The organism is Enterobacter sp. DC4 (assembly GCF_000568095.1).
GTDB lineage: Bacteria > Pseudomonadota > Gammaproteobacteria > Enterobacterales > Enterobacteriaceae > Enterobacter > Enterobacter pseudoroggenkampii.
In genome coordinates, this window is the sequence record NZ_AZUB01000002.1 from 296,014 (window position 1) to 311,737 (window position 15,724).

At 53.2% G+C, this 15,724-nt stretch carries 17 protein-coding genes, 1 pseudogene and 1 riboswitch; of the genes and pseudogenes, 12 read left to right on the plus strand and 6 right to left on the minus strand.

Translation table 11 applies throughout. The features are described 5' to 3' along the window. The first annotated feature begins 30 nt into the window (after window positions 1-30). The 4 genes from P349_RS16825 to htpX all read left to right on the plus strand — a co-directional run bounded on the left by P349_RS16825 (window position 31) and on the right by htpX (window position 4,454). Window positions 31-528: a GAF domain-containing protein gene (locus tag P349_RS16825; protein WP_032647756.1), complete on the plus strand. Its 498-nt coding sequence runs from the start codon at window positions 31-33 to the stop codon at window positions 526-528. A gap of 96 nt (window positions 529-624) precedes the next feature. Then, entirely contained in the window at window positions 625-1,311 is a 687-nt protein-coding gene (gene proQ, locus P349_RS16820) for an RNA chaperone ProQ (protein WP_014170612.1), read from the plus strand. 19 nt (window positions 1,312-1,330) lie between these two features. Further along, window positions 1,331-3,379, plus strand: a complete 2,049-nt coding sequence (prc, locus tag P349_RS16815) for a carboxy terminal-processing peptidase (protein WP_024909720.1) — start codon at window positions 1,331-1,333, stop codon at window positions 3,377-3,379. A gap of 193 nt (window positions 3,380-3,572) precedes the next feature. Next, on the plus strand, window positions 3,573-4,454 hold the full coding sequence (gene htpX / locus P349_RS16810; RefSeq protein WP_014884290.1) for a protease HtpX: 882 nt from the start codon (window positions 3,573-3,575) through the stop codon (window positions 4,452-4,454). Window positions 4,455-4,504: 50 nt separating this feature from the next. On the opposite strand, the gene P349_RS16805 is transcribed toward htpX, so the two are convergent. Then, complete coding sequence (locus P349_RS16805; protein ID WP_032647754.1) at window positions 4,505-5,878, minus strand: MFS transporter; 1,374 nt, start codon at window positions 5,876-5,878, stop codon at window positions 4,505-4,507. Window positions 5,879-6,057: 179 nt separating this feature from the next. Here P349_RS16805 and kdgR point away from each other — a divergent pair, with 179 nt between their 5' ends. Next, window positions 6,058-6,849, plus strand: a complete 792-nt coding sequence (gene kdgR, locus P349_RS16800; protein ID WP_023312208.1) for a DNA-binding transcriptional regulator KdgR — start codon at window positions 6,058-6,060, stop codon at window positions 6,847-6,849. Between the two features lie 66 nt (window positions 6,850-6,915). Here the strand turns inward: kdgR and P349_RS16795 are convergent, their stop codons facing one another. Beyond that, complete coding sequence (locus tag P349_RS16795; RefSeq protein ID WP_032647752.1) at window positions 6,916-7,155, minus strand: YobH family protein; 240 nt, start codon at window positions 7,153-7,155, stop codon at window positions 6,916-6,918. Between the two features lie 160 nt (window positions 7,156-7,315). On the opposite strand from P349_RS16795, the gene mgrB reads away from it, so the two are divergent. From mgrB to rlmA, 7 genes and pseudogenes are all read left to right on the plus strand, one after another. Beyond that, complete coding sequence (gene mgrB, locus P349_RS0124240) at window positions 7,316-7,459, plus strand: PhoP/PhoQ regulator MgrB (RefSeq protein ID WP_006175995.1); 144 nt, start codon at window positions 7,316-7,318, stop codon at window positions 7,457-7,459. 74 nt (window positions 7,460-7,533) lie between these two features. Then, window positions 7,534-7,824, plus strand: coding sequence for a YebO family protein (locus P349_RS16790; protein ID WP_024909723.1), 291 nt, complete (start codon window positions 7,534-7,536; stop codon window positions 7,822-7,824). Window positions 7,825-7,847: 23 nt separating this feature from the next. Further along, on the plus strand, window positions 7,848-8,837 hold the full coding sequence (locus P349_RS16785) for an MBL fold metallo-hydrolase (protein WP_032647750.1): 990 nt from the start codon (window positions 7,848-7,850) through the stop codon (window positions 8,835-8,837). A 525-nt stretch (window positions 8,838-9,362) separates the two neighbouring features. After that, window positions 9,363-9,507, plus strand: a pseudogene (locus P349_RS0124245) (DUF2627 domain-containing protein). Window positions 9,508-9,520: 13 nt separating this feature from the next. Further along, window positions 9,521-9,730: a transcription antiterminator/RNA stability regulator CspE gene (gene cspE / locus P349_RS16780; protein WP_001062678.1), complete on the plus strand. Its 210-nt coding sequence runs from the start codon at window positions 9,521-9,523 to the stop codon at window positions 9,728-9,730. Window positions 9,731-9,967: 237 nt separating this feature from the next. After that, window positions 9,968-11,668, plus strand: a complete 1,701-nt coding sequence (ftsI, locus tag P349_RS16775) for a peptidoglycan glycosyltransferase FtsI (RefSeq protein WP_090419808.1) — start codon at window positions 9,968-9,970, stop codon at window positions 11,666-11,668. Between the two features lie 65 nt (window positions 11,669-11,733). Then, window positions 11,734-12,549 carry a 23S rRNA (guanine(745)-N(1))-methyltransferase gene (gene rlmA, locus P349_RS16770; RefSeq protein ID WP_032647748.1) on the plus strand — a complete coding sequence of 272 codons (816 nt, stop codon included), beginning with the start codon at window positions 11,734-11,736 and terminating at the stop codon, window positions 12,547-12,549. Here the strand turns inward: rlmA and mntP are convergent. The 4 genes from mntP to manY all read right to left on the minus strand — a co-directional run bounded on the left by mntP (window position 12,546) and on the right by manY (window position 15,687). Next, window positions 12,546-13,112: a manganese efflux pump MntP gene (gene mntP, locus P349_RS16765; protein ID WP_032642447.1), complete on the minus strand. Its 567-nt coding sequence runs from the start codon at window positions 13,110-13,112 to the stop codon at window positions 12,546-12,548. The genes rlmA and mntP overlap by 4 nt on opposite strands. Before the next feature lie 10 nt (window positions 13,113-13,122). Beyond that, window positions 13,123-13,311, minus strand: a riboswitch (yybP-ykoY riboswitch). A 198-nt stretch (window positions 13,312-13,509) separates the two neighbouring features. Continuing rightward, window positions 13,510-13,968: a DUF986 family protein gene (locus tag P349_RS16760; protein ID WP_032647747.1), complete on the minus strand. Its 459-nt coding sequence runs from the start codon at window positions 13,966-13,968 to the stop codon at window positions 13,510-13,512. Between the two features lie 54 nt (window positions 13,969-14,022). Further along, window positions 14,023-14,874 (minus strand): PTS mannose transporter subunit IID, encoded by an 852-nt coding sequence (locus tag P349_RS16755; RefSeq protein ID WP_006810994.1) that lies wholly within the window; start codon window positions 14,872-14,874, stop codon window positions 14,023-14,025. 12 nt (window positions 14,875-14,886) lie between these two features. Continuing rightward, window positions 14,887-15,687: a PTS mannose transporter subunit IIC gene (gene manY / locus P349_RS16750; protein ID WP_008500490.1), complete on the minus strand. Its 801-nt coding sequence runs from the start codon at window positions 15,685-15,687 to the stop codon at window positions 14,887-14,889. Window positions 15,688-15,724: the final 37 nt, after the last annotated feature.

Below are 15,724 nucleotides of genomic sequence, written 5' to 3' on the forward strand. Positions count from 1 at the left end.
AAATTTGTAAGACAACTAAGTGATTGAATAATGAACAAAACAGAATTCTACGCGGATCTGAACCGCGATTTTAAGGCATTGATGGCGGGTGAGACCAGCTTCTTAGCCACTCTGGCAAATACTAGCGCATTGCTGTTTGAACGTCTCTCTGAGGTGAACTGGGCCGGCTTTTACCTTCTGGAAGGTGAAACGCTGGTGCTCGGTCCGTTCCAGGGCAAACTGGCCTGCGTGCGTATTCCGGTAGGGCGCGGCGTATGCGGCACGGCGGTGGCCGAGAATCAGGTCCAGCGTGTGGAAGATGTTCATGCATTTGACGGGCACATTGCCTGCGATGCCGCCAGTAATTCTGAAATCGTTCTGCCTCTGGTGGTCAAAAATCAGATTATTGGCGTTCTGGATATCGACAGTACGGTCTTCAGTCGCTTTACAACCGAGGACGAACAGGGGCTGCGCGAGCTGGTGGCTAATCTGGAAAACGTACTCGCGGCAACCGATTATCAAAAATTCTTTGCGAGCGTCGCAGGATAATCAACGGATAACGTAGCATTTACTGATAGCGTCATTATAATGACGCCTGTTCATGCCTGCGCTTGTTGGCAACGTCCGTTGTAATCAGGAAATTTCATGGAAAATCAACCTAAGTTGAATAGCAGTAAAGAAGTTATCGCATTTCTGGCCGAGCGTTTCCCGCAGTGCTTCAGCGCGGAAGGTGAAGCGCGTCCCCTGAAAGTCGGTATTTTTCAGGATCTGGTGGCACGTGTTGAAGGGGAAATGAACCTCAGCAAAACTCAGCTGCGTTCCGCCTTACGTCTTTATACTTCGAGCTGGCGTTACCTGTACGGTATCAAAGCTGGCGCGACCCGCGTGGATCTCGACGGCAACCCGTGTGGTGAGCTGGACGAGCAGCACGTTGAGCACGCGCGCAAGCAGCTCGAAGAAGCCAAAGCACGCGTTCAGGCACAACGTGCAGAACAGCAGGCGAAAAAGCGCGAAGCCGCCGCGGCAAACGGCCAGGAAGAAGCGCCTCGTCGTGAGCGTAAACCACGCCCTGCGCCGCGTCGTAACGATAATAACGATCGCAAACCGCGTGCAGACAAACCAGCAGCAAAAGCCCCGCGTGCCCCTCGTGAAGAGCCGCGCCATACGCCGGTTTCTGACATTAACGCCCTGAGCGTAGGTCAGGCGCTGAAGGTAAAAGCGGGTAACAATGCTATGGACGCCACCGTACTGGAAATCACCAAAGATGGCGTTCGTGTACAGCTGACTTCTGGTATGTCAATGATTGTACGCGCAGAACACTTGTTGTTCTGAAACGGAGGCCAAGCCTGGCATGAACACTTTTTTTAAGCTCACCGCGCTGGCGGGCCTGTTTGCCATAACAGGTCACGCTTTTGCAGTGGACGATATCACGCGTGTTGATCAAATTCCGGTTCTCAAGGAAGAGACGCAGCACGCGACGGTGAGCGAGCGCGTGACCTCACGTTTTACCCGCTCGCACTATCGTCAGTTCGATCTCGATCAGGCCTTTTCGGCCAAAATCTTTGACCGCTATCTGAACTTGCTGGATTACAGCCATAACGTTTTGCTCGCCAGCGATGTCGAGCAGTTCGCTAAGCGCAAATCCGAGGTGGGTGATGAGTTGCGCTCAGGCAAGCTGGATCTGTTCTACGATCTCTACAACCTGTCGCAAAAGCGCCGCTTCGAACGCTATCAGTACGCGCTGAAAGTGCTGGAACGTCCGATGGACTTCACCGGCAACGACACCTTTAATCTGGATCGCAGTAAAGCACCCTGGCCGAAAGATGAAGCCGAGTTGAATGCGCTGTGGGACGGTAAAGTTAAATACGATGAACTGAGCCTCAAGCTTACCGGCAAAGACGAAAAAGAGATCCGTGACACGCTGACGCGTCGTTACAAATTCGCCATTCGTCGTCTGGCGCAGACCAACAGTGAGGATGTCTTCTCGCTGGCCATGACGGCCTTTGCTCACGAAATCGATCCGCACACCAACTATCTCTCTCCACGCAACACCGAACAGTTCAATACCGAGATGAGCCTGTCTCTTGAAGGTATCGGCGCGGTGCTGCAGATGGACGATGATTACACGGTGATCAATTCGATGGTTGCGGGTGGCCCGGCATCCAAAAGCAAAGCGATTAGCGTAGGCGATCGTATTGTGGGTGTAGGACAAACCGGACAGAACATGGTCGACGTGATCGGCTGGCGTCTTGATGACGTGGTTGCGCTGATCAAAGGTCCGAAAGGCAGCAAGGTTCGTCTGGAAGTCCTGCCAGCCGGAAAAGGCACCAAAACCCGTATCGTTACCCTGACCCGCGAGCGTATCCGTCTGGAAGACCGCGCGGTGAAAATGTCGGTGAAAACCGTGGGTAAAGAGAAGGTGGGTGTCCTGGATATTCCTGGTTTCTACGTTGGGCTGACTGACGATGTGAAAGTTCAGCTGCAGAAACTTGAAAAGCAGAACGTCAGCAGCATTATCATCGACCTGCGCAGTAACGGCGGCGGAGCGCTGACGGAAGCGGTTTCACTCTCTGGTCTGTTCATTCCATCGGGTCCCGTGGTGCAGGTGCGCGATAACAACGGTAAAGTGCGTGAAGATGCCGACAACGACGGTGTGGTCTACTACAAAGGCCCGCTGGTGGTCCTGGTTGACCGCTTCAGTGCTTCCGCGTCTGAGATCTTTGCCGCTGCCATGCAGGATTATGGCCGTGCGCTGATCGTCGGTGAGCCAACCTTCGGGAAAGGCACCGTTCAGCAGTATCGTTCTCTTAATCGTATCTACGATCAAATGCTGCGTCCGGAATGGCCTGCACTGGGCTCGGTTCAGTACACCATTCAGAAATTCTACCGCGTGAATGGCGGCAGTACGCAGCGTAAGGGCGTAACGCCGGACATTATGATGCCGACAGGCACGGAAGAGACGGAAACCGGCGAGAAGTTTGAAGATAACGCGTTACCGTGGGACAGCATCAATGCCGCGACCTACGTGAAAGCGGGTGATATGACGCAATTTGGCCCTGAACTGCTGAAAGCGCATAACGACCGCATCGCGAAAGATCCGGAATTCCAGTACATCATGAAGGACATCGCACGCTTCAATGCCCTGAAAGATAAGCGGAATATCGTTTCTCTGAACTACGCACAGCGTGAGAAAGAGAACAACGAAGACGATGCAACCCGCCTGGCGCGTATCAACGATCGCTTCAAGCGTGAAGGCAAGCCTCTGCTCAAAAAACTGGACGATCTGCCAAAAGATTACCAGGAGCCGGATCCGTATCTGGATGAGACGGTGCATATCGCTCTCGACCTGGCGAATCAGGAAAAAGAGAAACCTGCCGTACAGCCCGCTCCGGCAAAATAATCTCCCAACAGGCACAAGAAATTGTGCCTGTTTCTTTTTGTTCTTCATCCTTCCGTCAGCCAGATTTCCAATTGTGTAAAGTTGTGTCTTTCTGGTGACTTACGCCCGCCGGATGCTTGAAAATAGCCGCAATACCCATACGATGTGGGTAATCGCATAGTGCGTTTTGTTAAACTGAGGTAAAAAGAAAATTATGATGCGAATCGCGCTCTTCCTGCTCACCAACCTGGCGGTCATGGTGGTTTTCGGGCTCGTGCTAAGCCTGACAGGAATTCAGTCGAGCAGCGTTCAGGGTCTGTTGATTATGGCGCTGCTGTTTGGTTTTGGTGGCTCGTTCATCTCCCTGCTGATGTCGAAGTGGATGGCACTGAAATCGGTAGGGGGTGAGGTCATTGAGCAACCCCGTAACGATATGGAACAGTGGCTGATGAATACGGTGGCTCAGCAGTCCCGTCAGGCCGGGATCGCCATGCCGCAGGTGGCCATTTACCATGCTCCGGATATCAACGCGTTCGCCACGGGTGCCCGTCGCGATGCGTCACTGGTTGCTGTCAGCACCGGACTGCTGCAGAACATGAGCCGTGACGAAGCCGAAGCGGTTATCGCCCACGAAATTAGCCATATCGCTAACGGTGACATGGTGACCATGACCCTGATTCAGGGCGTGGTAAACACCTTCGTGATCTTTATCTCCCGTATTCTGGCGCAGATTGCCGCGGGCTTCATGGGCGGCAACCGCGACGAAGGCGAAGAGAGCAACGGCAACCCGCTGATCTACTTCGCCGTGTCGATGGTTCTGGAACTGGTATTCGGTATTCTGGCCAGCATTATCACCATGTGGTTCTCTCGTCACCGTGAATTCCACGCGGATGCCGGCTCTGCGAAGCTGGTTGGTCGTGAGAAGATGATTGCCGCGCTGCAGCGTCTGAAAACCAGCTACGAGCCGCAGGAAGCGAACAGCATGATGGCCTTCTGCATTAACGGTAAATCCAAATCGCTGAGCGAGCTGTTTATGTCTCACCCGCCGCTGGATAAACGTATTGAAGCGCTGCGCAGTGGGGAATACCTGAAGTAACGCCAGGAACCCTAATAAGCCGGGCAGGAGAACACTCTGCCCGGCTTTTTTTATGCCTGAACCCTGGGCTGGGTCACCCGCAGGCCGCTGACGACCGCCGCGAGGGAAGCAAGGGCACCTGCGGTGAGAAGCGCAATGTGGTTACCGTTTTGTCCGGCAAGGTTAAACATCAGGGCGACCAGTGCCGCACCGCTGCTTTGGCCCAGAAGGCGCGCGGTCCCCAGCATACCGCTGGCTCCTCCGCTGCGATGACGCGGCGCGGAGGTGATAATGGTGTGGTTGTTAGGGGACTGGAACAGGCCAAATCCCGCGCCGCACAGGATCATGCGCCAGATGATGTCCAGATCGGTTGGCGATGACGGTAGCAATGCCAGCGCGAAAAGGCCTGTCGCCATCACCGCCAGCCCCAAAGCGCCCAATAAACCGGCATGGACGCGTTCAATTAAATAACCTGCCAGCGGTGCCATCACCATGGTCGCCAGCGGCCAGGGGGTGAGCAGCAGACCGGTCTCCACCTCTGAACGTCCGACCACGCTCTGCAGAAAGAAGGGTAGGGAGACCAGAGCCAGCATCTGGGCGCAGAACGAGCAGACAGACGTGCAAATGGAGAGGGAAAAGAGGGGAATACGCAGCAGATCAACAGGCAGTAGAGGCACAGGGAGAGTGATCTGGCGGCGAACAAAGAAGAAGCCGATCGCCAGCAGGGCGATAAGCTCCGCGCCGGTAAGCATCAGAGACTGTCCCTGCGCAAAGCCGCTCAGCGCCGTAATCAACAGGCCAAAGGTCAGGGCATTCATCACCGCACTCGCCACGTCGAAGCGCGGCATGGTGCTTTTGGGACCGTTAGCGGGAAGAAAGCGCAGGGCAAAGAAGATGGCGACGATACCCAGCGGCACGTTGATGGCGAACAGCCACTGCCATGACGCAACGGAAAGGATCGCCGCCGCAATAGTTGGCCCGGCGGCAGAAGAGACGGCGACAATAAACGAGTTTATCCCCATTCCTCGCCCCAGATGACGCTGCGGATAAATTAAGCGGATCAGCGCCGTGTTTACGCTCATGAGCGCCGCGCCGCCAAAACCCTGCGCAATGCGGGCAAGCGTCAGGGTATGCAGTGAATCTGAAAGTGCACAGAACAAAGACGTAAAGGTGAAAACCACCAGACCGCACTGATACACCCGACGGTAACCGAACATATCGCCCAGGAAAGAGAACGAGAGCAGGGAAACCACAATCGCAATCTGATAGGCGTTAACAATCCATATCGAACTGGCGGGAGAGGCGTGCAGGTCGCTGGCGATGGTTGGCAGGGCAACGTTTGCGATTGCGCCGTCAAGGACCGCCATTGATATACCGATAATGATGGTCGCTATCGCGCCATACCGCTGGGGTAAAGGCAGGCCATCGGAAAGGGTCTTTTCCATTAGGGTTAAAAAAGCTCAGCGTGAAATTATTCTCAGGGTAACTATTTTAGCATTGTTACAGCCGCGATATGTCGCAGATTTGTAACGAAGTAAACGGGGATTGATTGCAGGTGACATGACGGGAACTTATAATAAAAACCGGTTCTGATTTTTATAAAACACTCGCTATGAGGTGGTAAATGGCTATTGCGGATTTGGATAAACAGCCAGATTCTGTTTCTTCCGTGCTGAAGGTGTTTGGCATCTTACAGGCGCTGGGAGAGGAGCGTGAAATAGGTATTACAGAGTTGTCGCAGCGCGTGATGATGTCAAAAAGCACCGTATATCGCTTTTTGCAAACTATGAAATCGCTGGGTTACGTTGCCCAGGAAGGCGAATCTGAAAAATACTCCCTGACGCTGAAGCTGTTTGAGCTGGGTGCCCGCGCGCTACAAAATGTTGACCTGATCCGCAGCGCCGATATTCAGATGCGTGAAATCTCTCGCCTCACTAAAGAGACCATCCATCTCGGCGCGCTGGATGAAGACAGCATAGTTTACATCCATAAAATCGACTCCATGTACAATCTGCGCATGTATTCGCGCATTGGTCGTCGCAACCCGCTCTACAGTACCGCCATTGGTAAAGTTCTGCTGGCGTGGCGCGATCGTGAGGAAGTGAAGCAGATCCTCGAAGGCGTGGAATACAAGCAAAGTACCTCACGAACCATTACCAGCACGGACGCGCTGCTAACGGTGCTCGATCGCGTACGCGAACAGGGGTATGGCGAAGATAACGAGGAGCAGGAAGAGGGACTGCGCTGCATCGGCGTTCCGGTATTTGACCGTTTTGGCGTGGTGATCGCGGGCTTAAGTATCTCCTTCCCAACCTTACGTTTTTCCGAAGAGCGTCTGCATGAGTATGTGGCTATTCTCCACACTGCCGCACGTAAGATTTCTGAACAGATGGGGTATCACGACTACCCGTTCTAATCTCTGTTCACATAAAAAAACGCCGCATCTGTTGCGGCGTTTTTTGTCGGTCATTTACCCGGCTGACTAGCCATTATCAATCACGACGGAAGTCTTACGCAGGACCGGACAGTGGGTTAAGCCAACAATCCCGCTCTCAGTATGCAGATATTGCGCAGTGCTCATTCCTTGTGCTGTTAAGTATTTACACTGAATGCCTAACCCGGCAGCATTTTCGGTGCTTCCCACAAGTACGCCATAACCCGTTAGCAAAAGGCCAATCCAGACAATGGCCAGTGCAATAATTGTTCGAATGATTAAGCGCATCATTACCTCTTTTATCGTTGTTATCATAATGCTAGCGTAAACGGTTTACGAAACGAAACAAGTGCAGGATTCTGAAAAAAGCGCGATGGCGGCACAGTTAGCCCTTGTTTAAGATAAGCGTGATAACCTCGTTACATCAGGTCATTAGACGGAGTGTGGAGTGAAAAAAATACGCTGGGTAATTCTGATTATCGTGCTGATAGCGTGCGTGGTGTTATGGACGCAGACGATCAATGTGATGTGCGATCAGGATGTACAGTTTTTTAGCGGCGTTTGCGCAATCAATAAATTTATTCCGTGGTAACACGCATTTTTTCTCAAGGTGATGTCCTTCCTTCGCGCCAGTGGTAAAATAGACGTTTTTATTGAGGTGGTGAAATGGGTGAGTTACTGAATTCAGGGCTGCTGAATATAGCATCCCTGATGATTTCTTTGGTTGTTCTGCTTGTCGGGCTGGTCATTTGGTTTTTCGTGAATCGCGCCAGTTCCCGTACTAACGAGCAGATTGAACTGCTGGAAGCGCTGCTCGATCAGCAAAAACGTCAGAATGCGCTGCTACGCCGTCTGTGTGAGGCTAACGAACCGGAAGAGAAAGACGCGCCGAAAGACGCAGTCGCTGAAGATAACAAAGACGAAGACGACTTTATCCGCCTGGTGGCTGAGCGTTAATCTTTTTGTCCTGGGAGGTGGCTGTGGTCTGGAAAAACCCCTGGTATGACCCCTCCCTGAAACATCACACCCCGAACGGTTTTCGTAATACCGATCCTGTCGGACATCAACCCGGCGACCTCGACCGCTGGCGTAAAGCGCGTAAAGAGGCCGGTTTACCGAAGCCGCCCGCGCTGGGTTATGAAGACTTTATCCGCCAGTGGTGGCAACCGGTTGAGTTTACGCAACCTCATGAAGATGGGGTGTGGTGGCTCGGACACGCGAGCGTGTTGCTGCGGCTGGACGGCAATATCATCCTTACCGACCCGGTGTTTTCACGGCGCGCTTCTCCGCTCCCTTTCTTGGGACCACAGCGCAAAACGCCTCCCGCGCTGTCAGTCGATCAGCTTCATCAGCTTGATGCGGTCGTCATCTCCCATAATCATTACGATCATCTTGATGACGCAACCATTCGCCGTGTCCTCAAACGCTTCCCCGACGTCAGTTTTTTTGTTCCGTTGGGGCTGGCCGACTGGTTTCGTCGCCGGGGAGCAAAACGCGTGATTGAGCTCGACTGGTGGCAGAGTTTCACCTGGCAAGGGATGACGCTGACCGCCGTACCGGCACAGCACTGGAGCATGCGCACGCCATGGAACCGCAATCGTTCCTTATGGTGCGGCTGGGTGATGGAAGGACGGCATCACCGTTTCTGGTTTAGCGGTGATACCGGTTATTCACCTGAGCTGCTGTTAATTCCTGAACGCCTGGGCCAGATAGATGCCGCCGCGCTACCGATTGGTGCCTATGCCCCACGATGGTTCATGGCTGTCCATCATATGGATCCGCAATCTGCGGTGGCATTGTGGCAGCAGCTGGGCTCACCTCTGGCGTTCCCTATTCACTGGGGCGTGTTTGAACTGGCAGATGAATCCTTAGATGAACCTGTGCAGGAGTTAACTCACGCACTCGATAATTTAGCACCAGTTAACCATTCTTTCAGGATACTGAAGATTGGTGAATATTTATCCTTATAAACGAAGCGATAAATTGTTGCATATATTGTTGATGTAAAGGCGCGCAGGAATGTTTTATTTTTATCGAAACGTTTTGCTTGCCTTCTTTTGATGCAGAGTCATAAAAATTTCATTATTTTGGTGCATAACGCTGTTTATTCGCTGGTGCATTTTAATACAGCTGGGCGCGGGTTATTAACACTGTTTTTTCTCTGAAACAATTTGGTCGCGTTACAATGATTTAAGCATAAGTTTTCACAAATTGTTCTAACTCAATCAAGACGTAAGATTTCTTTTCCTGTTTGCTGGACGGTTCGTAATGATTGAGCTATGTTAAAAAAGTCTTAGATTACAGCGGTTGTGAAAGCAACGCTGGGTCTTTGTTACGCAGCAGGGCTGTCTGGACGTGATGCGCATAATTGTGCAAAACCTGACAGGCACTGTTCGAATTTGTGCGGCGGATCGAGACATGTTTAAAAATGGCTTGCCATATTAAACATAGTGTGTGATAACACGTTTTGGGTCAAACGAGGTACAGTTCTGTTTATGTGTGGCATTTTCAGTAAAGAAGTCCTGAGTAAACACGTTGTCGTTGAATACCGCTTCTCTGCCGAACCTTATATTAGTGCCTCATGCAGTAATGTCTCAGTTTTATCTCAGTTAATGCCTGCGGGCTAAGAAAACACTCTAAGGAATTTTGCAAAATGGCAAAGATTAAAGGTCAAGTTAAGTGGTTCAACGAGTCTAAAGGTTTTGGTTTCATTACTCCTGCTGACGGCAGCAAAGACGTGTTCGTACACTTCTCTGCAATCCAGGGTAACGGCTTCAAAACTCTGGCTGAAGGCCAGAACGTTGAGTTCGAAATTCAGGACGGCCAGAAAGGCCCAGCTGCAGTTAACGTAACTGCTATCTGATCGAACCGCTGCTGACTGAAGCGCTTAGCACTTCACTCTCAGACATAAAGCCTCGCATAACGCGGGGCTTTTTTATGTCCTTAATCTTTCAAAATATTACCATTCACGGTCTTGTTAGTAACTTGTTGCAAAGCTGCGAGGTTAGTAGCACTGTTTTACCACCCTAAACCCATCTTTTCCCGTTAAATCAGGGCGTTGTTTAACAGTCCTGGGGTTCAGGTGAAGAAGAAATTAATAATGACCGCTGGCAATTTCACGCCAGCGCGTTTTGCGCTGCTCTGTTTAGCTATTTTCTGTAGTCTGGCCTTTTTACTTGGCCGCGTAGCCTGGCTGCAAATCATCAAGCCTGACAATCTGGTGAAGCAGGAAGATATGCGCTCCCTCCGCCAGCTGGCGATTGATGCGCCGCGCGGCATGATAATGGATCGCGAAGGTCGTCCCCTGGCGGTGAGCGTGCCTGTACGGGCCGTTTGGGCCGATCCTAAAACGGTGCTGGCAAAAGGAGGCGTTGGCGTCGACGAACGCTGGCAGGCGTTGGCAAACGCGCTACATCTCTCCCTGGGCGCACTCTCGGCGCGAATCAACGCCAACCCGCAGGGCCGTTTTATTTATCTTGCCCGTCAGGTCGATCCGGCACAGGCAAAGTGGATCGATAAACTCAATCTGCCCGGCATCAATTTACGCGATGAATCCCGCCGTTTTTATCCTGCCGGCCATGTGGCAGCGAACCTGATTGGCTTCACCAATATTGACGGGCAGGGCATTGAGGGCGTGGAAAAAAGCTTCAACGCGCAGCTGACCGGTAAGGCGGGTGTGCGCCAGGTAAGGGAAGATCGCTATGGACGCGTGGTTGAAAACCTGACGGAAGTTGCGCCTGCGCCAGCGCATAACATCCAGTTAAGTATCGACGAGCGTCTGCAAACCATCACCGAGGATGCGCTCGATAATGCCGTGGCCTGGAACAAGGCCGAGTCTGGGGCCTCGGTGCTCATTAATATCCCCACAGGGGAAATACTCGCCATGGCGAGCTATCCGGATTTCAACCCCAATAACCGGGAAGGCGCAACGATAAACGATTTTCGCAACCGTGCGATCAGCGATACGTTCGAACCGGGTTCCACGGTCAAGCCGCTGGTGCTGATGACGGCCCTGCAGCAGGGGCTGGTCCAGCCGGACAGCGTGATTGACACGCATCCGTATACCCTCGACGGGCATCGTATCCGCGATGTGGGCTATTATCCTGAACTGACAATGACCGGGATCCTGCAAAAATCGAGCGACACCGGCGTGTCCCGACTGTCCCTGGCAATGCCTGTCCAGCATCTTATTGATACCTATCGAAATTTTGGATTCGGCACGAATACGGGGCTTGGCTTAACGGGTGAGAGCGCGGGGCTTTTGCCCCAGCGTAAATACTGGAGCCAGCTCGACCGCGCGACATTTGCCTTCGGCTACGGGCTGATGGTGACGCCGCTCCAGCTGGCGCACGTCTACGCCACGATTGGCGGCTTCGGGCTTGAGCGACCTCTCTCGATTACGCGTATCGATCCCCCTGTTATCGGGCAACGCGTCATGCCAGAAGAGATTGCGCACGAGGTGGAGCACATGATGGAGAGCGTTGCGCTGCCGGGCGGCGGAGGGGTTAAGGCCGCCGTTCGTGATTACCGGGTGGCGGTGAAAACCGGTACGGCGAAGAAAATTGACGATAGCGGGAAGTATGTCGATAAATACGTCGCCTACACCGCAGGGGTTGCACCTGCCAGCAATCCGCGTTTTGCCCTGGTGGTGGTGATTAACGATCCGCAAAATGGTGCCTACTACGGCGGGGCCGTCTCCGCCCCTGTCTTCAGTGAGATTATGGGTAACGTGCTGCGTCTGGAAAATGTGAAACCTGACGGGTTACCGGCAGGGTCCGATCACCTTATCGTTATGCGTTAACCGGGCGTTTATAACCAGGGCGAATAGCGGTACACTTCGCCCTTTGATTATGCTCCGGAGTCACCATGTCCTTCAGCTGTCCCCTTTGCCACGCCCCCCTGACGCACTCAGATAAAAGTTATACCTGTCCGCAGGGGCATCAGTTTGATAGGGCAAAAGAAGGCTACGTGAATCTTCTGCCGGTGCAGCATAAACGCTCCCGCGATCCAGGCGACAGTGCTGAGATGATGCAGGCACGACGCGCGTTTCTTGATGCCGGGCACTATCTGCCGCTGCGGGAGACCGTCGCGCAGATGCTGAATGACATTCTGCCGGATTCAGCCACCGCCATGCTCGATATCGGCTGCGGGGAGGGGTACTACACCGCGCGGTTTGCCGAGATCGCCCGTGAGAAGGGCGCACAGACGTTCGGTCTGGACGTGTCGAAAGTGGCGATTCGCGCAGCGGCAAAGCGTTACGCGGACGTGACGTTCTGCGTAGCATCCAGCCACCGACTGCCGTTTGACGATGCCAGTATGGATGCAGTTATTCGCATTTACGCACCCTGCAAGGCGGAAGAGCTGGCTCGCGTGGTAAAACCGGGCGGATGGGTAGTCACCGTGACGCCGGGCCCGCGTCATCTGATGGAGCTGAAAGGGCTGATCTACGACGAAGTGCGTCTGCATGCCCCGCATTCTGAGCAGCTGGCCGGTTTTAGCCTGAAGCAGGAGCAAACCGTGGCGTATGAAATGACGCTGAAAGGGGAAGAAGCTACCGCGTTGCTGCAGATGACGCCGTTCGCGTGGCGGGCAAAACCGGAAGTATGGGAAGCGTTAGCGGCACACTCAACATTTCGCTGCCAGACGGATTTCAGCATCCACGTCTGGCAGCGCGAAGATTAACCGGCGAAGTGTGCCCAGAGGATTTGGGCACCAATGCCAATCAACACAATCCCCCCCAGGATCTCGGCGCGTTTACCCAGCAGCGGGCCGATAAACCGTCCGACCATCATGCCCAGCGTGGACATAATCAGGGTTGCGCAGCCGATGGCCAGCGCGGTGGCGATGATATTGACCTGCAGGAATGCCAGACCGACACCGACGGCCATCGCATCAAGGCTGGTGGCAATGGCCGTGGTGACCAGCAGCCAGAACCCGTGGCGGTGCTGAGGCTCCTCGTCTTCTTCATCGCCGCCGCGAAAACCTTCAATCACCATTCGGCCACCGAGAAATACCAGCAGGACGAAGGCAATCCAGTGGTTCCACTCCAGCACGAACTGGCTGGCGAGCATGCCAAGACCCCAGCCGATAAGCGGCGTCAGCGTTTCGATAGCGCCAAAAATCAGACCGGTACGCAGGGCTTCTGAGAACTTAGGTTTGTGGAGCGTGGCGCCTTTTCCGATGGAAGCAGCGAATGCGTCCATGGACATGCCAAAAGCGAGAAGGATCGTAGCGGAGATATTCATAACAGCGTCCAGACCGGGGATATCCATATGACACATCACTGCCCCCAGTAAACAGCAGTTGATGTATCTATGGTCTCGCCTGATCGCGCTGCACATAGATGTGCTGTCAGCGATCCGTACGTGCCACGTTTTTCAACGAGTATGTTGACACGTACATTTCCTGCGAACAGGAAATCGGCTACTCCCCAACGACGGGCGCAACCTTAACATATTTTGAGAATATAAAACAACAATGAAGAGGCATTATTTAAAATGCTTGTTGATAACGATTTTCATTTGTCTTTAAGCGTGAAAATATCGTTAACAAATAGATATAAAATTAACGAAGTAGATATAGCTTTGGCTATATTTCTTGCGCCAGATAAACGCAGTATATAGCCATTGCTATATATCTAACTCATTGAGTTTTAACAAGTAACTTGTATATCTTTTCCAGGTCGTCAATATTCTTCACCCGAATAAGTAGGCGGCGTTGTTCTAATTGCATCACCAGCACACCGTCTTCGGATAAATTCATCTCTTTAATACGGTTATATTCTATCCACACATTGGCGAAGAAAAATCCGCGGGATTTAAAAAGGATTTTCGGCGTGCGGATCCAGAACAGATAAATCGCCATTAATGCCAGCGCACATAATAACCATGTGGTTAATAATGCACCATGGCTGGTAACGTTATTGTAAATAAGAATGGCGATGAGACCCACGAAGATAAAGGCATCCACGCGTCCGCGTCGCAGAAGGGGAAGGGAGAGCAGCGTCTCGCCGTGACGGCGGGGCATGATGAACTCGTCATAGATCGCGTAAGCCAGAAGGGCAACAACAAATAAAACCAGTACGATGTCCGTGACAGTCATTCATCCTCCAGATAAAAAAACCGGGGGCAAGCCCCCGGCCTATAGCATTGAAACTTACAGACCCAGCAGGCCGACAGCGTAGCCCGCGATACCGATGACGAAGAAGCCAACGATAATCCACAGCGGGTTCACTTTCTTACGCAGCAGCCACATACAGGCGAAGGTCAACAGCAGCGGTACCAGGCCCGGCATCAGCTGGTCCAGAATCGTCTGCACGGTGGTGACGCGGGTCTGACCATCCTGTCCGGTGATGGTCGATACCACCAGCGGGATGTTCACGTGCGTCCACTTGTTAACCAGCGCGCCCATGACAAACAGGCCAAGGATTGACGCCCCCTCAGTCAGTTTCTGCAGGAAGCCGCCGCCCATGTCCTTAACGATGTCCACCCCTTTACGGTAGCCGTAGGCCACACCGTAGTAACGGGTCAGCAGACGCACGGCGTTGAACAGGATGAAGAACAGCAGCGGGCCAAGCAGGCTACCGCTCATCGCGATACCGGCACCCAGTGCCGCGAAGACCGGACGCACGGTACCCCAGAAGATAGGGTCACCGACACCGGCCAGCGGACCCATCAGACCGACTTTGATACCGTTGATAGCACCATCGTCAATCTCTGCGCCGTTTGCACGCTGTTCTTCCATTGCCAGCGTTACGCCCAGTACGGGAGCCGCAACGTAAGGATGGGTGTTAAAGAATTCCAGGTGACGCTTGATGGCCTGACGGCGCGCTTCGTTGTTTTCCGGGTACAGGCGTTTGATCGCCGGTACCATGGAGAAGCAGAAGCCCAGCGCCTGCATACGTTCGAAGTTCCATGAACCCTGAAACAGGTTAGAACGGATGAACACGCCACGAATATCACCCGGAGTGAGTTTTTTCTCGGTGGTAGTTTTTGTCATATCAACCATTTCGCTCACCTGTTAGTCCAGTTCGTTATCGAGATCGTTGTTACCAGCAGCCTGCGCTGGGGCACCCGCGACGCGGTTATATTTCGGGCTGAGCTGGATGTAGAGAATCGCCATCACCGCACCAATCACGCCCAGTGCAACCAGGTTGAAGTTGGTGAAGGCTGCGGTCACGAAGCCGAGGTAGAAGAACGGCATCAGGTAGCCTGCGCGCATCATGTTGATGACCATCGCATAACCAACAACCACGATCATACCGCCCGCGATGTTCAGACCGCCGGTGACCACTTCAGGAATGGCGTTCAGCATGCTCTGGACTTCACTGGTACCCACAGAGATCGCGACGATAACCGCCGGGATCGCAATACGCATCGCCTGCAGGAACAGGGATGAAACGTGGATCCACGACAGTGCCGTGAGGTTGCCGTTTTCGGCCGCCTTATCCGCCGCGTGCTGGAAGGCAACGGTGATAGTACGAACGATGATGGTCAGAACCTGGCCTGCGGCTGCCAGCGGGATCGCCAGGGCGATACCGGCACCAATACTCTGGTGACCGGCAATAACCAGAACGGTCGAAATGATAGAGGCCAGCGCGGCATCGGGCGCAACCGCCGCGCCGATGTTCATCCAGCCCAGGGCGATCATTTCCAGGGTACCACCGATGATGATACCGGTTTTCATGTCACCCAGAACGGCCCCAATCAGCGTACAGGCCACCAGCGGGCGGTGGAACTGAAATTCATCAAGTACGGATTCCATACCCGCAATACATGCGACCACGAACACCAGCACAATCTGAAGAGTGGTAATCTCCATTGCACTTCTCCTATTACGTAAACTTTATATGAGAACC